We start from the raw sequence: 21,660 nt of genomic DNA, 5'->3' as shown, positions 1-21,660 counted from the left end.
ACGGATGAATCTGAGCTACCGCTGGCTGCAGGCGCTGGCCCCGGACCTGACCGATCCGCCCGCCGCACTCGCCGATCGGCTGGCCGGATACGGGGCGCCGGTGGACGAGCTGCTGCCCCTGGGCGAGCCGCTGCGCGATATCGTGATCGCCCGCGTCCAGACGGTGCGGAAGCATCCGGCGGCCGACCGCCTTTCCCTGTGCGACGTCGAGGTCGGCAGCGGGCCGTTGCTGCAGGTGGTGTGCGGAGCGCCCAACGTCCGTGAAGGCGCATATTACCCCTTCGCGCCGGTGGGCGCGGTTTTGCCCAGCGGCATCGAGCTGAAAAAAACGCGCATCCGCGGCCAGGAAAGCCAGGGAATGCTATGCAGTGAGCGGGAACTGGGGCTCGGCCGCGACCACCAGGGCATCATGGAGCTGCACGGCCGCTTCAACCCCGGCGAGCCGCTGGTGCCCGCGCTCGGGTTGGACGATGTCCGGCTGGTGGTGGATGTGACGGCGAACCGCCCGGACCTGCTCTGCCATTACGGGGTTGCCCGCGAGCTGGCGGCGCGGGGCGAGGCCGGGCTCACCCTGCCCGAGGTCCCCGGGACGGCCGCCGCCGGAGACGGCGCCGGACCACGCGGCGCAGCGTACGTGCCGGATCTGGTTCGCGCCGTCGATAGCGTAGCTCTCGGCGGTGTTACTGTCCGCCTCGAGGACCCCGCGGGTTGCCCCCGCTACCTGGGCGCGGTCGTGCGGGGCGTCACGATCGCGCCGGCGCCCGAATGGCTCGCCTCGCGGCTCCGGGCCGTGGGACTCCGCCCCATCAACAACGTTGTGGATGCAACCAACTACGTGCTCTATGAGCTGGGCCAGCCGCTCCACGCCTTCGACCTGGCGCGGCTGGCCGGCCCGGAGGTAGTGATCCGACGCGCCGCTGCGGGGGAAACCCTCATAACGCTGGATGCCGAGCGTCACGTTCTCTCCGAGGACATGCTGGTGATCGCCGACGCTGACCGGCCGGTCGCCGTGGCAGGCGTGATGGGAGGGCTCGACAGTGAAGTGACCGCGCAGACGCGGGATCTCTTCCTCGAGTGCGCGCTCTTTGACCCGCGCACGGTGCGCATCGCCCGACGCGCCCTGGGGCTGCCCACGGAGGCGAGTTACCGGTTCGAGCGCGGTGTGGACCCGGAGGGCCTCGAGCGAGCGCTCCGCCGGGCCGTGGCGCTCATCAGCGCCGTGGCCGGCGGCGCGACGGATCCGGCGGCGGCGGACCTCTACCCGCAACCAAGAACGGCGCCGCTCCTCACCCTGCGGCCGTCCCGGGTGTCGCATGTCCTGGGCAGCCCATTCGATGCCGACAGTGTAGCTTCCTATCTGGAGCCGTTGGGCTTCGCGGTCGTCGAGCGGACGGGCCATGAGTTGCGGGTGCGGGTGCCCGGGCACCGCTGGTACGACGTGTGGCGGGAAGTGGATCTGATCGAGGAGGTGGCGCGACGCCACGGCTACGAGCGGTTCCCGGACCGGCTCGAGCCGGCCCGACCGAGTGCCGTGCCGGAGGATCCGCTCTTCGCCCTCGAGGATCGGCTGCGCAGCCACTTCGTCGCACGCGGCTTCCTCGAGGCCCGCAGCGCGGCGTTGGCGCCGGCCGAGGATGGCGACGTGGCGCTGCTGAATCCCCTGTCCTCCTCGGAGAGCCGGTTGCGGCGGGCGCTGCTCCCGGCCCTGCTGCGCCATCTCGAGTACAACTTCAGCCGCGGCGCCCGCCATGTCCGGCTGTTCGAGATCGGCACGGTCTTCGCCCCCGGCCCCGTGGACGAGCCGCCACGTGAGTCGACGCGAGTTGCCGCCGTCTTCACGGGGTCCAGGTTGCCTCCGCACTGGAGCGAGCCGGTTCCCGAGCTCGATGTCTGGGACCTCAAGGCCCTACTGGCGGAAATGGCAGATCTGCTCCAGCTCGGCGCGGCTGCGGTGCGGCCGGAGCCGGGCATTCCCGGCGCCGCGGCCGGCCGGACCGGGCTGCGGGGCGCGGATCCCCTCCTCGAGCCTGGCGTGTTCACTCCAGGGCTCACCTTTGGCGTGTGGGGCGAGGCTGCCGCTCTGCTCGGGCGGGGTGGGCCAGTGGAACGGACCCTGCTGCACGCGCCGGCCTGGGCGGGCCGGGTCTGGGGGCTCGAGTTCCTGCTGCCGTATCCACCGCTGCCGCCACGGACACCCGCGTTCCGGCCGATCCCCGCCTTCCCTGCGACCGAACGTGACCTGGCGTTGGTCATGCCAGACCAGCTCACCGCCGCGGCCGTGGAAGCGACCATCCGCGAGGCCGCCAGTAGCCTGCTTGAACACCTGGCTCCCTTCGATGTGTACCGGGGGGCCCCTCTGCCTGTCGGCACACGGAGCATTGCCTACCGGCTCCGCTTCCGCGCGGCGGACCGAACGCTGACGGACGCCGAGGCCGATCAGGTTGTCGGCAGAGTACTGCAGCGCTTGAAGGAGCGGCTCGGTGTCGAACCTCGGACCTAGTGGTCGAATTCACAAATACGGCGGCATTCCGCACCGTACTTATGAACTCGAGCACTAGTCGCGGATCCGCCACGCCGCCTGAGTGGGACCGCCTCGAGCTGGCGGTCCGCCGGCTGCTGGAGGCCGTCGACAGCTGGCAAAGCCGCGCGCAGGCCGCTGAGCAACGCATCCATGAGCTCGAATCGGCGCTCCGCGACGTAGCCAGCGGCGGTCTCGACCCGCTCGCCCTTGCCCAACGTGTCGAGGCGCTCGAGCAAGAAAACGGCGCCCTGCGTAGTCGCCTCGAGCAGGCGCGCGGCAGCATCCGCCGCATCCTCAGTCGCCTGCAGCTCCAGGAGGGACCGTGAGCTCCGGCGATGCCAGGAGCGTTGTCACCGTCGAGATCGCGGGTGAGGAGTACAAGCTTCGATCTGATGCGCCACCCGAGTACACCCGCGAGTGCGCTGCCTACCTCGACCAGACGCTGGCCGAGATCCATCGCCAGGTCACCCTGATCGAAGCCCAGAAAGCCGCCATCCTTGCCGCCCTTTCACTCACCGATCAGCTCTTCCAGGCGCGGGCCCAGGCGGACGCGCTGCGCCGAGAGGTCGCCCGCCTGGCCGGCCGATTGGCTGAGGAGGTCGAGGCCGCACTGGACCTTGCGCCCCCTCCGTAAGGCCCTCTACTTTCCCGTTCCGGCGCTGGGCAGCAGCCCGCCAGGCCGGCGGCTAAGGCCGTAGCGCGTAAGAACTTGCCTACCTGGGCGCGTCGCGCGCCTTTTTGGAGAGATCATGACCACATGGTTGCCAGTGGCTACAGCCGCTGCGGCGTCTGCCGTGCTGGGCGCTTTGCTCGGCTGGTGGGGCGAGCGGCTGCGTTTAAAGCGGGCCAAGGCGAGCGCGGAGCAGGAGGCGGCGAAGATCCGGCAGGCGGCCACAGAAGACGCCGACCGCATCCGGATGGCCGCGGAGCTGGCCGGGCGAGAGGCGGCGTCCCGCGAGAAGCAGGAGTGGGAGCGGGAAGAGGCGCGGCGGCGGGAGGAGCTGGAGCGGGCGGAGCGCCGGCAGGAGGAGCGGCTCAGCGCTCTGGACCGGAAGTACGATGTGCTGGAGCAGAAGGAGCGCGGGCTCGAGCAACGGGAACGTGAGCTGGACGGGCGCGGCCGCGAAATCGAGCGACAGGCAGCCGAGTACGAGCGCCTGGCGGCGGATGCGCGCAAGCGTCTCGAAGCGCTGGCCGGCATGAGCGCGGCGGAGGCGAAGCGGCAGCTCGTTCAGGAGCTGGAGGAGCAGGCGCGGGCCGACGCGGCCAACTCGATCCGCGAGATCAAGGAGAACGCCAGGCGCGAGGCGGAGCGGGAGGCCAAGAATATCATTTCTCTGGCCATCCAGCGCATTGCCGCGGACCATACCGCCGAGAGCACGGTTTCGGTGGTGAGCCTGCCCTCGGACGAGATGAAGGGCCGGATCATTGGCCGCGAGGGCCGGAACATACGCGCCTTCGAGCAGGCTACCGGCGTCGACGTCATCATCGATGACACACCGGAGGCCGTGATCCTCTCCGCCTTCGATCCGATCCGGCGCGAGACCGCACGGCTCAGCCTCGAGAAGCTGGTCGCCGATGGGCGCATCCACCCTGGTCGCATCGAGGAAGTGGTCGGCCGCAGCCGCAGAGAAGTGGAAGAGCAGATGATCCAGGCCGCCGAGGAGACCCTGTACGAGCTCGGCGTCCACGGCGTCCACGCCGAAATCGTGAAGGTGCTCGGCAGGCTGAAATACCGGACCTCCTACGGGCAGAACCAGTTGTTGCACTCCCGCGAGGTCGCTTTCCTGGCCGGCAACATGGCCGCAGAGATGGGATGGAACGCCACCCTCGCCAAGCGTATGGGGCTGCTGCACGACGTGGGCAAGGGACTGACCCACGAGCACGAAGGCACGCACGTCGAGCTGGGCTACCAACTCTGCAAGAAGTACAACGAGCCGGATCAAGTCCTGAATGCGATCCGCGCCCATCACGATGAGGAGCCGCACCGCTACCCCGAGACCTTCCTGGTCACGGCCGCCGATGCCATCAGCGGCGCGCGGCCCGGCGCGCGGCGCGAGATGTTCGAGACCTACGTCAAACGGCTCGAGAAGCTGGAGGAGATCGCCCAGGGCTTTGCCGGCGTCGAACGCTGCTTCGCCATCCAGGCGGGGCGCGAGATCCGGATCATGGTCAACCCTGAAAGCGTCAGCGACAACGGCATGGCCGAACTGACCGAGCGCATTGCCCGCCGGCTCGAGGACGAGCTGCAGTACCCGGGTCAGATCAAGGTAGTGGTGATCCGCGAGACCCGCGCGGTAGACTTTGCTCGATAAGGGATAAAGATGGCGTACTCCAGTGCCGGCCGAGGGGGAGGCCCCGTCTGGAGGACCCGAGGGGAAGGGTTGAGCGGGGGAGGCTCCGCCAAGCGGAGGGGCACCGGCGGAGCGGGGAGCGCGGCACGCGCCTCAAGGGATTCCTGGTGGCGAAGATCCTGAGCGGCACCGAGCTGAGCGCCCGCATGCGGGCCGAGGTGGCAGCCGAGGCCGCGGCCTTCCAGGCCGAACGCGGCCTCACGCCCGGACTCGCCGTGGTCCTGGTGGGCAGCGATGCGGCCAGCCAGGTCTACGTGCGCATGAAGGGCAAAGCCGCGGGCCAGGCAGGCTTCCACTCGCGGCAGATCACGCTGTCCAGGGAGACGCCGGAAGACGAGCTGCTGGGCGTCATCGACGGCCTGAATGCTGACCCCCACATCCACGGCATCCTGGTGCAGCTCCCGCTGCCGCCCCAGATCCGGGCCGATCAGGTGACCCGCCGCATCGAGCCGGACAAAGACGTGGATGGCTTCCACCCCGTGAACGTTGGCCGGCTAGCGAGCGGCGATCCCGAGGTCCTCGCGCCCTGTACCCCCGCCGGCATCATCGAGCTGCTGCTCCGCTCCGGCTACGATCCGGCTGGCCGCCACGTGGTGATTGTGGGGCGCTCGAACATCGTGGGCCGCCCGCTGGCGCTGCTGCTGCTGCGGCAGGCGCGGGGCGGCAATGCCACCGTCACGGTCGCGCACAGCCGCACCCGGGACCTTCCCTCGATCACGCGGGAGGCCGATATCCTGGTCGCGGCCGTCGGCCGGGCCAGCCTCATCACTCGCGATATGGTCAAGCCGGGCGCGGTGGTCGTGGATGTTGGCGTCAACCGGTTGGACGATCCCGCAAGCGAGCGCGGGTACCGGCTTGTCGGCGATGTCGCCTTCGACGAGGTCGCCGAAATCGCCGAGGCCATCACGCCCGTGCCCGGCGGGATCGGCCCCATGACCATCACCATGCTGCTCCGCAACACGCTCGAGGCGGCGCGCCGCGCGGCGGCCGCTGCGCCGCCGGAGCTGCGCACCAGCCGCAAGGACGGGGGGCGCGCTGCAGGCTCAGCCGCGGCCGGCCACGCGGCGCGCGCGGGGCGCGCAACGGGCGGCGGCGCCCCATGAAGCGCGATCTCTTTGCCGCTCCCGATGCGCCCGCCGCCGCGGCAGCCCCGCAGACGCGTCGATTGCCGCCAGGCGCTGCAGTCGAATCCGCGTCTGGCGTCCGCGCCTACACCGTATCCGCCGTCAACGCCATGGCGCGGAACCTGGTCGAGTCCGCCATCCCGCCGCTCTGGGTGGCGGGCGAGGTCACCGGCTGGAAGCGGCACCCCTCTGGCCACTGCTACTTCGCCTTGCGCGACGCACGCGCCCAACTCCGCTGTGTCATGTTCCGTACAGAGGCCCAGCGCCTGCCGGCCGACCCTGGGGAGGGAATGACGGTTCGCGCGCTGGGCGTCCTCTCGCTGTACGAGAAGCGCGGCGATTTTCAGCTCGTGGTCCACGCGCTCGAGGGCGCCAGGGCGGGCGGATTATGGCGTGTCGCCTTCGAACGGCTGCTCGCCAAACTGGAGGGCGAAGGCCTGCTTGCCGCCGAGCGCAAGCGGCCTATCCCCCGTTGTCCGGCTGCGGTGGGGGTGGTGACCTCGCCTGTCGGCGCGGCCCTGCAGGATGTCCTACAGGTGATCCAGCGGCGCGCGCCCTGGACGCAGGTGGTCTTCTGCCCGGCCCGCGTCCAGGGTGACGGCGCGGCGCAGGACCTCGCCCGGGCGATCCGCCTCTTCGCACATAAAACTGGCCTGGCCGACGTGTTGATCATCGGCCGGGGCGGCGGTGCCGCCGAGGACCTGTGGGCGTTCAACGAGGAAGTCGTCGCGCGGGCGATTGCAGAATCGCCTATTCCGGTCATCAGTGCGGTGGGGCACGAGGTGGACGTCACGATCGCGGACCTGGTCGCAGACCTGCGCGCGCCTGCACCCTCGGCGGCCGCGGCGCGCGCCGTGCCCGATGGCGAGGGGTTGCGCCGCGAGCTCGAGCAACTGCGCGAGCGCCTGAGGGTGCGCACGACGCGCCGGTTTGGCGAGCGCGAGCGGCGGCTCGAGAGCCTCGCCCACCGCTTGCGCGCGGCCGCGCGCGGCCGGGTCGTCGCGCGGCGCGAGCGACTGCTGCGTCTGGCCGGGCAGCTCGAGGCGCTTTCGCCGCTCGCGGCGCTGCGCCGCGGCTACGCCGTGCCGCTGGGCAAGGGTGGGCAGGTGCTGCGGCGCTCGCGCGATTTTGTTCAGGGCCAGCATTTCCGTCTTCAGGTGGTCGATGGCGCCGTAGGCTGCAGCGTCGAGGAAATCGCTGGCGCCGCGCAGGAGCGGGAGCGCCATGGCTGAGCAGAAACCCGCGCCGGGGCTGGACGCACGGCTCGAACGGCTGGAGCAGATCGTCGCTGCGCTGGACCGCGAGGAACTCGAGCTCGATCAGGCGCTCGCCCTCTTCGAGGAGGGCATTGCGCAGTTGCGCGCAGCCGAAGAAATCCTCCGCCATACCGAGCTCCGTGTGCGGCGCATGCTGGAGGATCCCGGCGGCGAGATCGTTCTGGAGCCCATGTCACGGGAACCGGAGTGAAGGTCGCGGGCGACGTTTTCGACCTGACTGCCTACCTCCGCGCGGAGCGGCGCGGCGTCGAAGCCGCGCTCTCCCGCCTTTCCGCCACCCTGCTGGCCGGCGTACCTGCAACCCTGAGGGAGCCACTCCGCTACGCGTTGGAGGCCGGCGGCAAACGGCTGCGCCCGATCCTGTGCGTCGCGGCCTACCGCGCTGTGGCGGCGCGACCCCGGCGTGCGATTTATGACGTCGCCTGCGGCCTCGAGCTGGTACACACCTACTCCCTGATGCACGACGACCTCCCCTGCATGGACGATGATGACCTGCGCCGCGGCCGGCCGACCACGCACCGCGTCTACGGCGAAGCTCGGGCCACCCTGGCCGGCGCCGCACTCATTCCGCTCGCCTGCGCCATCGTGGAGCAGGGTGGGCGAGCCCTAGGGCTGGGAGCGTCCGCACGCGCCGAATTGGTGCGCGAGCTCTGCGCCGCCGCCGGCGCGCAGGGGATGGTCGGCGGACAGTTGCTCGATCTCGAAGGCGAGGGCCGCCAGGTGGGTATTCCACGGCTGGAAGAGATCCACCGCCGCAAGACGGGAGCGCTGCTCACGGCGGCCCTGCGTGTGGGCGGCCTGGCCGGCCGTGGGCAGAGCGGCCAGATTAGGGCGCTGACCGCCTATGGCCGCGCCGTCGGCCTGGCGTTCCAGGTCACGGACGACATCCTGGACGTCACCGGCCGCTCGGCGGTGCTGGGGAAAACCGCTGGCCGGGACGAGGAGCTGGCCAAGTCCACGTTCCCCGCACAACTGGGGGTGGGGGAGGCGCGGCGCCGGGCGCGGGCGGAAGCAGAAGCCGGTATCGCTGCCCTGCGCCGGGCTGGCATTGCGACCCCCGAGCTCGAGGCGCTGGCCCGCTACGCCGTGGAACGAGACCGCTGAACCGCGTGTAGGCGCTCAGCTTCCCAAGGAGGTTGGCTTGCCGCTGCTGGACCGGATCCATTCGCCCGCCGAGCTGCGACGGCTGTCGCGTGCCGAGCTGCCCGCGCTGGCGCAGGAGGTGCGCGAGCGACTGATCGACGTGGTCAGCAAGGTGGGCGGCCATTTCGCCCCTGGTCTGGGCGTCGTCGAGCTCACCATTGCGCTTCATTACGTGTTCGACACACCCGCGGACCGCCTGGTGTGGGACGTAGGCCACCAGGCGTACCCGCACAAGATCCTCACCGGCCGCAACGAGCTGCTGCCGACGCTGCGCCAGCGAGACGGGATCTCGGGGTTCCTGCGCCGGGAGGAATCCCCCTACGACGTCTTCGGCGCCGGCCACGCCGCCACCTCGATCTCCGCCGCGCTCGGCATTGCCACGGCGCGGGACCTGAAGCGGGCGGATTATGACGTGCTGGCCGTCATTGGCGATGGCGCGCTGACCTGCGGGCTGGCCTACGAGGCATTGAACAATGCCGGGCACAGCGACCGCGACCTGATCGTCGTGCTGAACGACAATGAGATGTCCATTTCCCCCAACGTAGGGGCGATCCACAAGTACCTGACCCGCATGGTCACCAACCCGCTGTACAACCGCCTGCGGGACGAGATCAAGAATCTTTTGCATCGCACGCCGGCCTCCATTGCCGAGGCCATGGAGTCGCTGGCGGGAAAGCTGGAGGAGAGCGTGCTCAACCTGTTCCTCCCCGGCATGCTCTTCGAGGAGTTGGGCTTCCGCTATGTCGGCCCGGTCGATGGCCACGACCTGGATGCGCTGGTCGACACCTTCGGCAAGGTGAAGCAGATGAAAGGTCCGCGCCTGGTGCACGTGCTGACGCGGAAAGGAAAGGGGTACCCGCTGGCGGAGGAGAACCCCGTGCTCTGGCACGGCGCCACGCCCTTTGACAAGATCAGCGGCGAGATGGCGCGGTCGCGCGGCGGCTTGCCCGCGTACACCAGCGTGTTCGGCCGGGGACTGGTCGAGCTGGGCGCGCGCTACCCCGAGCTGACCGTCATTACCGCTGCCATGCCGGGCGGCACGGGCACGGGCGCGTTCGGCGAGGCCTACCCGGAGCGCTTCTTCGATGTGGGCATTGCCGAGGCCCACGGCGTGACCTTCGCGGCCGGGCTGGCCACCGAGGGGCTTCGGCCGGTCGCGGCCATCTATTCGACGTTCCTGCAGCGCGCCTACGACTCGATCATCCACGACGTCGCGATCCAGAACTTGCCCGTGATCTTCGCCATGGATCGGGCGGGGCTGGTAGGAAATGATGGGCCAACCCACATGGGCCTGTACGACATTGCCTACCTGCTGGCGGTACCCAATTTCGTGGTCACCGCGCCCAAGGATGGCGCCGAGCTGCTGGCGCTGCTGCGGCTCGCGCTGGAGGACGTGCAGGGGCCCTTCGCGACGCGCTACCCCCGCGACAACGTGCCCGCCCCGGTCCCGCCGCTGGACGAGATCCCGCCCCTCGAGTTCGGCACCTGGGAGGTGCTCCGCCGCGGGCACGGCCTTGCCATCCTGGCCGTAGGCACGATGGTGCTGCCGGCGCTGGACGCCGCCCGCACACTCGAGGGCGCCGGAGTCGATGCTACCGTTGTGAATTGCAGGTTCCTGAAGCCTTTTGATGAGCGGGCACTGGCTTGGGTCACCTCCCGGCACGCCGCCATCCTCACGGTCGAGGAGGGTACCGTGGTGAACGGCTTCGGCGGGGCGCTGGCACGGCGCCTCGAGCCGGCGCGGCGGGAACGGCCGGAGCTGCGCCTGGGAGTCCTGGGAGTGCCGGACCGGGTCATCGAGCACGCCGCGCGCGCCGACCAATTGCACGAGGTCGGCCTGACGGCGGCAGGTATCGCTGCTCGGGCCCTGGCGCTGCTCGGCGCGTCGCATGTCGCGCCGGTGCGCGAGAGCGCCTGAATGCCGGAGCGAAGCTCGCCATTCCGGCGCATCGGCGTCGTGGGGCAGGCCGGCTCACCCGGCCTTGACTCCGCTCTCGCCGACGTGCGACGCTTTGCCCAGCGTCACGGCCTCGCGCTCCTGGCGGAGGAGCGCCTCGGCATCCACGGCGCCGGCGAGTTCCGCGCGGGCGCTGTGGACCTGCTGCTCACCTTTGGCGGCGACGGCACACTCCTGCGTGGCGCCCGCATGGTGGCGCCCCACCACACTCCCGTGCTGGGCATCAACCTCGGGTTCCTCGGCTTCCTCACCTCCATTACGCCGGCCGAGCTGGATGAGAGTCTCGAGGCCGTGCTGGCCGGCGACTTCTGGGTGGACACGCGCTTCACGCTCGAGGCGCGGGTCGTCGACCGACAGGGCGTGCCTGGATCGAGCTATCTGGCGTTGAATGACGCAGTACTCCACAAGGGCGGGTTTGCTCGCATCATCCGGTTGGCCGTCTACGTCGGCGAAGAGCGCGAGGAGGTGGGCGCCTACAGCGCCGACGGCATCATCCTGGCTACGCCCACCGGCTCGACCGCGTATTCCTTATCCGCCTCCGGCCCCATTGTCGTGCCTACGGTGGACTGCATCCTGGCGACGCCGATCTGCCCCCATACCCTGGCCGTTCGCCCCCTGGTCGTGCCTGCTACCACTGCCATCACGGTCCAGGTGCTGACGGACAGCGAAGAGCTGGTCCTGACCGTGGACGGGCAGGAGGGTGAAGCGCTGCGGCCGGGCGATCAACTGGTGGTGCGCCGCGGCGAGGCCACGGTCCCGCTGGTCCGCTTTTCCGGGCAGAGCTTCTTTTCCACGCTACGCCGCAAGCTGCACTGGGGTATCGAGCGCGCCCCGGGGGGTTAAGGCAAGGGCCGGAGCGGAGGCGGGCGCGGGCACTGGCCCCCGCCCCGGCTGGCTATTGAAGCGCCCCCGAACCGCCCGCTATACTCGCGCATGCTCATCGAACTGCGCATCGAGAATTACGCCGTCATCGAGCGGCTCGCTGTCCGCCTCGAGCCAGGGCTGAACGTGCTTACGGGCGAGACCGGGGCGGGGAAATCCATCATCGTGGGCGCCCTCTCGCTGCTGCTGGGTGAGCGCGCATCCTCCGAGGTGGTGCGCGCCGCTGCGGCAAGGGCGGTGGTCGAGGGGGTGTTCGACGTGGCCCGGCAGCCCACCGTGCTGCGGCTCCTTGCGGAGCATGGCCTCGAGGCGGAGGAGGGCCTGCTCTTCCTCCGTCGCGAAGTCGCGGCGGAAGGGCGGAATCGCGCCTGGGTGAACGGCTCCGCCGCTACCGCCGCGTTCGTCGGCGAGCTGGGCCGGCAGCTCGTGGACCTGCACGGGCAGCACGAACATCAGACATTGCTGAGGCCGGACGAGCAGCGCTCGATCCTGGATGCTTACGCCGGAAGCGCCGAGCTGGCGGCAGAAGTACGCGCGGCACATGCCGCGCTGCAGCGCGTGCGGCGCCAGATGGAGGAGCTGGAGCGGCGGCGCCGGGAAACCGAGCAGCGGGCGGATTTCCTGCGCTATCAGGTCGAGGAGATCGAATCGGCGGCGGTGCGCGAGGGTGAGGAGGAGAAGCTCGGGGAGGAGTCCCGCCTGCTCGAGCATGCCGAGGACCTGGCCCGCTTTTCCGGCCGGCTGCACCAGGAGCTGTACGCGGAAGAGGACGCCCTGACGGCGCGCCTGGGCGAGCTGCGCCGGGTGCTCGAACAGCTTCTCCGCATCGATCCCGGGCAGGTGGAGGCGCGCGAGCTGCTCGAAACCGCGTACTACAACCTCGAGGAGCTGGGCCGGCGCATGGGCGACTATCGAGCGCGGGTCGAGCACGACCCGGGGCGACTGGACGAGATCCACCGCCGCCAGGATCTGCTCTTTCGGCTCAAGTCCAAGTACGGGCCAACGCTGGCCGATGTCATCGAGACGGGGCGGCGGGGCAGGGAGGAGCTGGACGCACTCGACAAAGTCGTCTTCGAGCGTCGCGCTCTGGAACGGGAGGATGCTGCGGCGAGTGCCCGCCTGCACTCCCAGGCCGCTGAGCTGAGCCGTCGCCGCGCGGAAGCCGCCCAGCGCCTGGCGGCCGAGATCATGGCCATACTCCCCGAGCTCGGCTTGCCCGGCGGGCGCTTCGAGGTGCAACGCTCCCCATTCGCGGACATCGGCGCGGAGGGCGCCGAAACCATCGAGTTCCTGGTCGCGCTGAACCCCGGGTTCGAGCCCCGCCCGCTGACGCGCGTGGCCTCCGGCGGCGAACTGTCCCGCATCATGCTCGCCCTGAAGACGATCCTGGCGCGCCTGGACCGCATCCCGGCACTAGTATTCGACGAGATCGACGCCGGGATCGGCGGCGTGGTCGCGCTCCAGATTGGGGAAAAGCTCCGGCGCGTCGCCGGGCACCACCAGGTGTTCGTCATCACGCACCTGCCGCAGATCGCCTGCCGCGCGGAGCATCACCTGCGCGTCGAGAAGGTGGAGCGGGAAGGAACCACGTTGACCCGCCTCACCGAGCTCGAGGGTGAGGAGCGGGTCCGGGAGCTCGCCCGCATGCTGGGCGGCGACCCGCACAGCACCGCCAGTCTGCAGCACGCCCGCGAGCTCCTGGGTGCAGCCGCGGGCGGCTAGGTGGTCGAATCCGCAAATACGCCCGCATTCGGCGTGGCCGTACTTACGAACTCGACCACTAAGGAGTTATTCCCTGATGAGCGCTGAGGCCCCAAAAGCGGTACGGCCGGGCGCCCAAGCACCCGGCCGTGCCTTTCAGAAGGGAGGATCGGGGCCCTGCGCTATTTCCGACCTTGCCCTTCCTCAGAAATTGTACTTCAGCCGCAGCAGCGCCAACGTGCCGATCTCCGGGACGCCCAGGAAGCTCTGGTACTTCTCGTCCAGCAGATTCTGCACGCTGAGCTGAACCGTTGGGCCCCGCAAGAACGGGAGCCGGTACCCGAGATTCAGGTCCAGCAGCGTGTACGACTTCACGCAACTCCCTTCGCCGCCCGGCACCACGCACTTGATGCCTATGAACGGCGCCGAGTTGACCGGGAACTCGTCCGTGTAGCGGACACGCACTTCGCCGTTGAACCCGCGGTCGTCGTCCCGGTAGCCCAGCGTGACCGTGCCCTTCTTCTTGGGCGCATTCAAGCCCACCAACTGGCAGTCCACGTCCGCGAGTTTGCCCTCACAGTCCTTGTCCGGATCGCTCAGCGACTCGAAGAAGTGATCATCGCTGACCAGCGAGCCCGTCAGGCCCAGCGACCAGCGGTCCGTTAGCAGCGCCGTGACCGAGAGGTCGGCCCCCGTCAGGTCGACTGCGCCGAAGTTGCGGTACGTCGCGATCAGGCTGGGCGCCGCCGTCACCACATCGGGCGAGGCCACCACGCCGGCCGGGATCTGCGCCATCCCCGTGGCCAGCGCCGTCGCCTGCGCCTGCGACAGCCCCGCCTGCATCAGCCGCGGCACCAGGTACGGCACCAGCTCCGTGGGCGTCATCAGCAGCATGGGCGTGTGCACCAGGAGGGGCGAGGTGAAGTTCTCGTGCTCCGCCCACCAGGCGTCTGCCGCGAACAGCAGCTTACCGCCCAGCAACCCTTTGTAGCCCACCTCGAACGTGGTGGTGGTGGACTCCTCAATGCCAGGCACATCCTCGAAGACGGTGCCCTTCAGCGGGCTGAGTTGCCGGGTCGTCGTGTTCAGCAGGCTCTGGCTCACCCGGGCGGCCGCTTCCGGCGCCAGGCTGCGCATGTACGCCACTAGCTGCGGGCTCAGGGGCTGGCCCCGCGCGGCCTGCACTGCCGCCAATGCCGTGACCTGCAGCAGGTAGGTGCTCGCCGCGTCGGGCGCCACGATGTCCGCAGACGTCTTGCCCACACCGGCGGCGAACGGCGAACGGATGCCGTATATCGAGCCATCATCGCGGGCCAGCTCGAACCCGTTCCTGCCCGGTCCCCGCGCGTGCGCAAAGAAGCCGAGGGGGCCCAGCGCGCCCGCAGGTCCGGCGCTGATGTCCAGGAACAGGTTGTTACTGGTCGGCGTCGAGAAGGCGCGGTTGTAGGTCACGCGGAAGTTGTGGTTCTCCACGGGTTTGAAGACCAGCGCCGCGCGTGGCGAGAAGACCGCGTCCACCAGCTCCGAATGCTTGTCGTAGCGCCCCGCCAGGACCAGGTCGAACATCGAGGTGAGCCGCGTCTCCGACTGCAGGTAGGCGCCGAACTCCGAGTAGTTGTCGTCCTCCTCGTTGATCCCCGTAATGGTGCCACGCGTATCGGGCATGGTGCGAATGAAATCCACACCGTAGGTGAAGTTCTGGCGCGCGCCCAGCCCCAGGCCGTGCTGAAGCTGGCCGACGAGGACCTTCGAGTCGTCCACAATGTCCGCGCCGTCGCGCAGCAAGTAGGTCTCTCCCGCGCTGCTCGTGTTGAGGTACACCTGCCCGAACAGCCGCTTGTAGTTGGCACGCGCCTGGTAGTAGCTGTACGTCCAGCCTCGCACCTGCGCCGCGCCGATACCGGTCAGCTCGATGCCGTTGTCTTCCGTGGTGCTGCCGAAGGAGAAGGAGCTGCGGAAATCGTCACTCGGCTGCCAGTCTGCGCGCAGGTCCACGGCCCAGCGCCGGATGTCCCGATCCCGCACACCGATGCGTGTGTTCGGGTTCGTCTTGGCGGCCGTCTCGTGGGCAACCTGCTCGACCGGATCCGTGAACGCCCACTCCTTCCCTTCGAGGTACTGGGCGGAGACCTTGTAGCCGAACTTCTCGCCCATAAGCTGCGAGGTCCTGAAGGTGCCCTGCAGGACGCCCTGGTTGCCGCCCCCCACCGAAACCGAGCTGCCCTGGTGGTCCAGCGGCGACTTGCTGATGATGTGCAGCACGCCGTTGGCCGTGTTCGGCCCGTAAAGTGCCGAGCCAGGACCGAGCACGATTTCCATGCGCTCAATGTCCTCGTTGGTCACGGGAATGAAGCGCATGACGTTGACGCGGAGCGACGGGACGTGTGCGATCCGGTTGTCGCTCAGCATGTGCAGCGCCCCGGAGAAGATGTTGTTGAAGCCGCGGACGACCACGTTCGTCCCTTGCAGCCCCTGGGTGATGACGTCCACGCCCGGCGTGCCGCGCAGGTGTTCCACCGGCGTGACGACCGGCCGCGACTCGATTGTCCGTGTGTCCACCACGGACACTGTCGCGGGCGCGTCCAGCGCCTTCTCCTGCTTTCTCGATGCCGTCACGACGATGGGATTGAGTCGGTAGGCGAGCGAGACCAGATCGGCGCTGACCGTTGTTGCCTGGTCCGCGGCCACCCGCACGCCCGGCACACGGTAGGTCTCGAAACCCACCAGCGTGACCGCCAGGGCATAGGTGCCCGGCGCCAGCCTGGTGATCTGGAATTGTCCGGCCTCATCCGTGAATGCGCTGCCGGCCACGCTGCCCGCCGCATTGATCGCTTCCACTCGAGCGCTGGCCAGGGGCGCGACCGCCTCCGCATCCCGGACGCTGCCCACGATCGAGCCCGTCTGGGCCAGCGCCGGCCGCGCCCACAGCAGGGCGAGCGCAAAGACGGTCACGATGTACCTTTCGCGATGGAGCCGCATCACGCACCTCGTTGATTGGGGTTACGCCTGCAGGGTGGCCATCCTGGGAATCCGTCTCGGTCCACCCGGGATTGTGGTCGTTCACACGCTGGCATGGTGGGCCGGCGCCAGCCCGGCTCGCCGGTACCCGCAGCATGCGGCGTCGCCTGAACGTACGGAGAGGTTGGCACCAGTATATTCGCCATGCACGGCGCCAGTCAAGGCGCCTGCCGCCCACACTCTGAGCCATGGCGCAGCGGTTGAACGTCGCCGTAGCTTGAATTGTGAGGATCCTCTTCGCAACGCCGGAGGCCGCCCCCTACTGGAAGAGCGGCGGCCTTGCGGAAGTGGCCCGCGCCCTGCCCGACGCGCTCGCCGCCCGCGGGCACGAGGTCCGGATCATCCACCCCCTGTATCGGACCGTGCGCACTCGCCCGCCGGAGCTGGCGCCGGCCGGGGCGGCACGCCTCCCCTGGCCCGGGCGCGGCGTGCGCGTCCGCTACTTCGAGCACCGGCCGCCCGGCGGCGTGCCCGCCATCTTCGTCGAGCACTGGCGCTCCTTCGACGTGGAAGATGTCTACCAGCCGACTCGTGCCGACCCCCTCGCCCATGGCCGCCGCTTCGCCCTCTTTTGCCGCGCCATCGTGCAGCACGCCCGCGCCTGGGGCGCCGACATCGTCCACCTGAACGACTGGCAGACGGGGCTCGTTCCGGTCTACGGGCTGCTGGATGGCATGGAAGCGGCCACCATCTTCAATATCCATAACCTGGCGTTCCAGGGGAATTTCCCGTCCGCGCTGCTCGAGGAGATCGGCATCCCGGGCGACCTGTTCCGCACGGAAAACGGCCTGGAGTTCTTCGGCTCCGCCTCTTTCCTGAAGGGCGGCCTGGCCCTGAGCGATCGCCTGATAGCGGTATCGCCCACGTACGCGCGCGAGATCCAGACGCCGGAGTACGGCGCGGGCATGGACGGGCTGCTGCGCTTCCGCCGGCGCATGCTGGTCGGGATCCTGAATGGAATTGATCCCGCAACCTGGGACCCCGCGGCCGACGAGTCCGTGCCCGCACGTTTCGATGCCGAGCACGTGCAGCGGAGAGCGTCGAACCGGGAGGCGCTGCTCCACGAGCTGGGGCTGGATGGCCGGGGGCCCCTCTTCGTGATGGTCACACGGCTGACGCATCAGAAGGGGCTCGACCTGGTGGTCGCCGCCTTGCCCCGGCTGCTGCGCGATGGCGCGCGCCTGGCCGTGCTGGGTGAGGGCGACGCGGCATACGAGGAGGCGCTGTCCCGGGCGGCCGCCGAACACCCACGCCGCGTTGCCGCCATCTTCCGCTTCGACGACGCCCTCGCCCGCCGCCTCTACGCCGGGGGCGACTTCTTCCTCATGCCCTCGCTCTTCGAGCCGTGTGGCCTGGGCCAGATGATCGCCCAGCGCTACGGCCTGCCCCCCGTCGTCCGGCGCACCGGCGGATTGGCCGATACGGTCGAGGACGGCGTGACCGGCTTCACCTTCGGCCCGGCCACCGCGGACGCGCTCGTCCAGGCGGCGGCGCGTGCCCGCACGGCGTGGCGCGGCCCCGATTGGGACGAGCTGCGACGGCGCTGCATGCGGCTCGACCACTCCTGGACCCGCTCCGCTGCCCGCTACGAGCAAGTCTACCGCGCCGCGCTGGGCGACGCCGCAGCTTGACCATGCCCCGATTTTCCGCTAAAATTGACGCACCTGCGGGAATAGCTCAGTTGGTAGAGCGTCTGCTTGCCATGCAGAAGGTCGCGGGTTCGAGTCCCGTTTCCCGCTCTCCGCAACTGCCCCGCACGCCCAGTGTCGTGGCCGGCCCCGTAGCCAAGTGGTAAGGCAGAGGTCTGCAAAACCTCGATTCGGCGGTTCAAATCCGCCCGGGGCCTCTTGTCTCGAATCTGCCCGCCGGCCGCCCCGGCATGTGCCGCGGCGCGCTGTCCATGCTCGACGCCGCCCTTGCCAGCAAGCGATTCCCGATGTCCGGATCGAGCGGAGCCCGCCCGCGTCGCGTAAGGGATATTGACAGCCTCCTGGGGGCGCCTTAACATGGCGCCCAGCTACACTGCAGCACCTCCCGTCGAAAAACACAGAGGTCGTGGGATTTCCATCCCCCGGGCGTCCGGGCAAAGCTTCGCTGCGTCTCCGGAGATCCGTGCATGCCACTGCCGACACATCTATCGGAGGAGTCCAGATGCACGCCCCCATGCTGAGATGCGCCTGCCTCTGCGGGCTGGCCGTCACCCTGCTCGCCTTCGCCAGGCCAACACACGCGCAAACGGGCAAGATCACAGGGCTGGTGACGGACCAGCAGACCGGCACGCCGCTGGCGGGCGTGCAGGTTTATGTCGAGGGCACCGGTCGCGGGGCGTTGACCCAGGAGAACGGCCGCTACTTCATCATCAATATCCCCCCGGGGCTCTACACCGTCACGGCCCAGCTCATCGGCTTCGCCACGGTGCGGCGCGAGAACGTCCAGGTGGCGATCGACGTGACGCGAGCGGTTGACTTCGCGCTGCCCAGCCAGGCCGTGGCCGTGCAGGAGGTCGTGGTCGAGGCGCAGCGCGTGCCGCTCATCGAGACCCAGGCGACGGGGAGCGGCACGGCCCTGGTGGCCGAGCAGATCGCATCTCTCCCCGTGACCGACCTGGCCGGCGTGCTCCGCCTGCAGTCCGGGTTCCTGCCCGTGGGCGATGAGAACAGCGACATCATCTCGTTCAATGACTCGCATCGTGGCATCTCGCCCATCCGCATCCGCGGCGGCCGTTACGGCGAGACGCTGACGCAGATTGATGGCATTCCTGTGAACAACGTGCTCTTCGGCGGGCCGTCCTTTGACCTCACCAACTTCGCCATCCAGCAGCTTGATCTGGTGAAGGGCGGATTCGAGGCGCAGTACGGAAACGCGCTCTCCGGCATTATCAACATCGCCACCAAGGAGGGCACAGAAGAGCTGCACGGCGCGCTGGGCTACCAGACCTCCGGCTTTGCCGGCGCGCTGGGCAGTGCGCCGGACGATGTGCGCAACTTCGACCAGTACGAGGGCTACGTCTCGGGTCCCGTGCCGGGCACGGGCGCCAAGCTCCGCTACCTGCTGTCCGGGCGGCAGAGCACAGGCGCGGACCGCGTGCTCGAGTTCGATGACAAGATCTTCACCCCCACCGAGCGGACACCCGATGAACTGGGGCGCACCCCCTACTTCACCGACCTGATTCCCGGCTGGCAGAGTGTGGGGTTCAGCACCAAACGCGACCTGTATGGCAAGCTCACTTACTATCTCACACCGGCCGCCAAGCTGAACGTGGGCGGGGTCTACTACGAGGCCCAGCGCAAACCCTTCAACCGCGCCTTCTCCGTGGTGGACCAGGACTTCCTCGCGGTGTGCAGCCAACGCTACCCGGACCAGGTGGACTGGTGCAACCGCATTTTCCGACAGGGCGTGGACCCCACCCGTATGGAGGACCTGCTGGAAGGCAGCTTCCTGCGCGTGCTGCCCTACACCGTCTACAACGCCGTGGACCGCCGCCGCTCCATGCTCTGGGGACGCTGGGACCACACCCTCGGAAACACCGCCTACACCGTAACCGCCGGCCGCCTCGATCAGGACCGCCTCTCCTGCAACTGGCTGGCGGGCGTGTGCCTGGGCGATGACATCCGCAACTACACCACCGTGGGCGCCGGCTTCATTGTGCCCCGGCAGACGCGGCGGGCGCCGCGCGCGCCGCACGTGCCGCCGGCTACCGGAACGGAGAACTTCTTCGGCAGCGACACCATGGAGACTACGGTGCTGCGCGCCGACCTGCAGTCGCAGGTCACGGATCACCACAACCTGAGGGCCGGCGTCTTCTACCAGCGGCATGACTTCGCGCTGCACGAGGCGCGGAACGGCGGCCGGCCCTTTGATGACGACGAGATCCTGACCTACGACTACACGGCCAAGCCGTGGGATTTCGCCATGTATCTGCAGGACCGGATCGAGTACGACTTCCTGACTGTGAACCTCGGGTTCCGGCTGGACCACTTCGACGTGCCGGGCTTCTACTTCACCGATCCGCTGGACCCCACCAATGGCACTACGGCTTTCGAGGTGTGCGAGGGGCTGGCGGCCTCGCTCGGGCAGACCACGCCCTTCGAGTGGAAGGCGCCGGGCGGGCAGACTTTCCGCGGGATCAGCGCCTGCTCGCTGGCCGTGGATGAGCTGGGCAACGATTTCCTGATGGACAGTGCGCGCGCCGTGGCGTTCCGCGACGACTTCCAGGAGGCGCCGGGGCGGACCGAGATCTCGCCGCGGATCGGCCTCTCCTTCCCGGTCACGGAAAGCGTGAGGATGTTCGCCAACTACGGCCGCTTCAGCCAGAACCCACTGTACCACAACCTGCTGCAGCGCACGGGCATCGGGCGCGTCGCTTCCGACACCGTAATCAGCCCCGTGCGCGTGACGGTGCGACGTGGCGGCACTACCATCCAGACCGACACCATCCTGCCCGGCGACGGAGTCGAGGGGACGCCGCTCGGGCCTGACCTCCGGCCGCTCTGCCAGGGGCTGGGCACCTGTCGCAACCTGGCGCTCTACCCGCTGGTGGGCAACCCGGGGCTCGAGTCCGAGCGCACCACCAGCTACGAGATCGGGCTGCTGGCCGAGCTGTTCGAAAACTACGGCCTGTCGGTGGTCGCCTTCAGCAAGGATCAGACGGGGCTGACGGGCAGCCGCCGCGGCGGCGTGCTCCCGGACGGTGCGCCCATCAACGACCCGGGCGAGACCTACGGCAGCACATCGCCCGCCTACTACGTGCTGCTCAACACGGATTACCAGACCGTGCGCGGCATCGAGCTGGGGCTCAAGCGCGGGCTCGCCAATCACTGGGGGTTCGATATGAGCTACTCCTTCGCTCAGGCCTGGACCAACGCGGCGCCGCCCGACCTCGAAGTGCAGAAGCTCTATGAGGGCGATCCACCCTCGTTCAGGGAGATCCGCTCCGAGATCGATGTGCCACACGTGGTCACGGCTACGCTGCGCTTCGCCGGCGGCGACGCTCCGCTCGCCCTCCCGCTGGGCGGGCTGCTGCGCAACGCCAAGGCCACGCTGACCGGGCGCTACCAGAGCGGCTTTGCCTATACCCCGCAGTTCGTGCGGCGCGTGTCATCCAACGTGATCGGAGACGCCGACCGGGGCGAGCGCAACTCGGGGACCGCGCCCGCCATCTACTGGATCGATCTGTACCTCGAGAAGGTGCTGCGGCTGGCCAACCTACGTTACGTGGGGTTCCTGCGCGTCAACAACCTCTTTGACTTCAAGACCTGCGCCATCGTTTACCCGACCAGCGGGCGTTGTGACGCGGGCACTGTCTCCTGGGAGCGCGGCGCCGTGAGCGGATTCCAGAACGGCAGCCCCGGCGCCACCTTCTTCGTGGGCGGCGCCTCGGCCTTCTCCAGCTTCCTGGACCGGCCGGAGATGTTCCATGATCGCCGCGGCATCACGCTGGGCATCAAGGTGAGCTTCTGATATGGACCCGAGAACGAGAATCGCGATGTTGCCCTCGAGCTTACTCCGGCCGTTCGCGGCGCTCGCACTGTTAGCCGGCGTCGTAGCGCCGCTCGGGGCCCAGCAGCCACCCTCGGGCTTCAACCTGGCGGCTACCCGCGACTTTGCCGTCACGGGCATGCGCACCGCCCCCAGTTTCCGCTTCTGGGTCACCAATGCCGGGCCCATGGACGCGCAGCAGGGG

General features: G+C 69.0%; 15 protein-coding genes and 2 tRNA genes. 16 read left to right on the top strand and 1 reads right to left on the bottom strand.

From position 1 onward, the window contains the following. Positions 1 to 4 precede the first annotated feature (4 nt). From HY703_01795 to recN, 11 genes are all read left to right on the top strand, one after another. Positions 5 to 2,500, top strand: coding sequence for a phenylalanine--tRNA ligase subunit beta (locus HY703_01795; protein MBI4543910.1), 2,496 nt, complete (start codon positions 5 to 7; stop codon positions 2,498 to 2,500). A 41-nt stretch (positions 2,501 to 2,541) separates the two neighbouring features. Further along, a complete protein-coding gene (locus HY703_01790; GenBank protein ID MBI4543909.1) occupies positions 2,542 to 2,847 on the top strand; it encodes a hypothetical protein in 306 nt (101 codons plus the stop codon). Further along, positions 2,844 to 3,155 carry a cell division protein ZapA gene (locus HY703_01785; GenBank protein MBI4543908.1) on the top strand — a complete coding sequence of 104 codons (312 nt, stop codon included), beginning with the start codon at positions 2,844 to 2,846 and terminating at the stop codon, positions 3,153 to 3,155. The genes HY703_01790 and HY703_01785 overlap by 4 nt, the downstream gene beginning before the upstream one ends. A 115-nt stretch (positions 3,156 to 3,270) precedes the next feature. After that, positions 3,271 to 4,836: a ribonuclease Y gene (rny, locus tag HY703_01780; protein MBI4543907.1), complete on the top strand. Its 1,566-nt coding sequence runs from the start codon at positions 3,271 to 3,273 to the stop codon at positions 4,834 to 4,836. 146 nt (positions 4,837 to 4,982) lie between these two features. Then, on the top strand, positions 4,983 to 5,978 hold the full coding sequence (folD, locus tag HY703_01775; protein MBI4543906.1) for a bifunctional methylenetetrahydrofolate dehydrogenase/methenyltetrahydrofolate cyclohydrolase FolD: 996 nt from the start codon (positions 4,983 to 4,985) through the stop codon (positions 5,976 to 5,978). Continuing rightward, positions 5,975 to 7,231, top strand: coding sequence for an exodeoxyribonuclease VII large subunit (gene xseA / locus HY703_01770; protein ID MBI4543905.1), 1,257 nt, complete (start codon positions 5,975 to 5,977; stop codon positions 7,229 to 7,231). The genes folD and xseA overlap by 4 nt, the downstream gene beginning before the upstream one ends. After that, the gene (gene xseB, locus HY703_01765) at positions 7,224 to 7,466 is read left to right on the top strand and encodes an exodeoxyribonuclease VII small subunit (GenBank protein MBI4543904.1); all 243 of its coding nucleotides are present in this window, start codon (positions 7,224 to 7,226) and stop codon (positions 7,464 to 7,466) included. Before xseA ends, xseB begins: the two co-directional genes overlap by 8 nt. Then, on the top strand, positions 7,463 to 8,380 hold the full coding sequence (locus HY703_01760; GenBank protein MBI4543903.1) for a polyprenyl synthetase family protein: 918 nt from the start codon (positions 7,463 to 7,465) through the stop codon (positions 8,378 to 8,380). Before xseB ends, HY703_01760 begins: the two co-directional genes overlap by 4 nt. A 37-nt stretch (positions 8,381 to 8,417) precedes the next feature. Continuing rightward, complete coding sequence (locus HY703_01755) at positions 8,418 to 10,337, top strand: 1-deoxy-D-xylulose-5-phosphate synthase (GenBank protein MBI4543902.1); 1,920 nt, start codon at positions 8,418 to 8,420, stop codon at positions 10,335 to 10,337. Then, positions 10,338 to 11,219, top strand: a complete 882-nt coding sequence (locus tag HY703_01750) for an NAD(+)/NADH kinase (GenBank protein MBI4543901.1) — start codon at positions 10,338 to 10,340, stop codon at positions 11,217 to 11,219. A 90-nt stretch (positions 11,220 to 11,309) separates the two neighbouring features. After that, positions 11,310 to 12,980 (top strand): DNA repair protein RecN, encoded by a 1,671-nt coding sequence (gene recN / locus HY703_01745; protein ID MBI4543900.1) that lies wholly within the window; start codon positions 11,310 to 11,312, stop codon positions 12,978 to 12,980. 183 nt (positions 12,981 to 13,163) lie between these two features. Here the strand turns inward: recN and HY703_01740 are convergent, their stop codons facing one another. Next, a complete protein-coding gene (locus tag HY703_01740) occupies positions 13,164 to 15,938 on the bottom strand; it encodes a TonB-dependent receptor (GenBank protein ID MBI4543899.1) in 2,775 nt (924 codons plus the stop codon). Between the two features lie 263 nt (positions 15,939 to 16,201). Here HY703_01740 and HY703_01735 point away from each other — a divergent pair, with 263 nt between their 5' ends. The 5 genes from HY703_01735 to HY703_01715 all read left to right on the top strand — a co-directional run. Continuing rightward, positions 16,202 to 17,608, top strand: a complete 1,407-nt coding sequence (locus tag HY703_01735) for a glycogen synthase (protein MBI4543898.1) — start codon at positions 16,202 to 16,204, stop codon at positions 17,606 to 17,608. Positions 17,609 to 17,643: 35 nt separating this feature from the next. Further along, a tRNA-Gly gene (locus HY703_01730) sits at positions 17,644 to 17,716 on the top strand. A 35-nt stretch (positions 17,717 to 17,751) separates the two neighbouring features. Next, positions 17,752 to 17,823: transfer RNA gene (locus tag HY703_01725), tRNA-Cys, on the top strand. A 317-nt stretch (positions 17,824 to 18,140) separates the two neighbouring features. After that, positions 18,141 to 21,437 carry a TonB-dependent receptor gene (locus HY703_01720; protein MBI4543897.1) on the top strand — a complete coding sequence of 1,099 codons (3,297 nt, stop codon included), beginning with the start codon at positions 18,141 to 18,143 and terminating at the stop codon, positions 21,435 to 21,437. A 25-nt stretch (positions 21,438 to 21,462) separates the two neighbouring features. Next, a partial coding sequence (locus HY703_01715) for a hypothetical protein (GenBank protein MBI4543896.1) occupies positions 21,463 to 21,660 on the top strand: 198 nt, incomplete at its 3' end.

The organism is Gemmatimonadota bacterium, from assembly GCA_016209965.1.
GTDB lineage: Bacteria > Gemmatimonadota > Gemmatimonadetes > Longimicrobiales > RSA9 > JACQVE01.
The sequence above is the reverse complement of the archived record's forward strand: the minus strand, read 5'-3'. Positions and strand labels throughout refer to the sequence as shown.

Bases quoted from the DNA above. Each gene is read 5' to 3' on its own strand.
- rny (MBI4543907.1), top strand. From the start codon at position 3,271: ATGACCACATGGTTGCCAGTGGCTACAGCCGCTGCGGCGTCTGCCGTG.
- HY703_01795 (MBI4543910.1), top strand. From the start codon at position 5: ATGAATCTGAGCTACCGCTGGCTGCAGGCGCTGGCCCCGGACCTGACC.
- xseA (MBI4543905.1), top strand. From the start codon at position 5,975: ATGAAGCGCGATCTCTTTGCCGCTCCCGATGCGCCCGCCGCCGCGGCA.
- xseB (MBI4543904.1), top strand. From the start codon at position 7,224: ATGGCTGAGCAGAAACCCGCGCCGGGGCTGGACGCACGGCTCGAACGG.
- HY703_01720 (MBI4543897.1), top strand. From the start codon at position 18,141: ATGCTGAGATGCGCCTGCCTCTGCGGGCTGGCCGTCACCCTGCTCGCC.
- recN (MBI4543900.1), top strand. From the start codon at position 11,310: ATGCTCATCGAACTGCGCATCGAGAATTACGCCGTCATCGAGCGGCTC.
- HY703_01790 (MBI4543909.1), top strand. From the start codon at position 2,542: ATGAACTCGAGCACTAGTCGCGGATCCGCCACGCCGCCTGAGTGGGAC.
- HY703_01750 (MBI4543901.1), top strand. From the start codon at position 10,338: ATGCCGGAGCGAAGCTCGCCATTCCGGCGCATCGGCGTCGTGGGGCAG.
- HY703_01740 (MBI4543899.1), bottom strand. From the start codon at position 15,938: ATGCGGCTCCATCGCGAAAGGTACATCGTGACCGTCTTTGCGCTCGCC.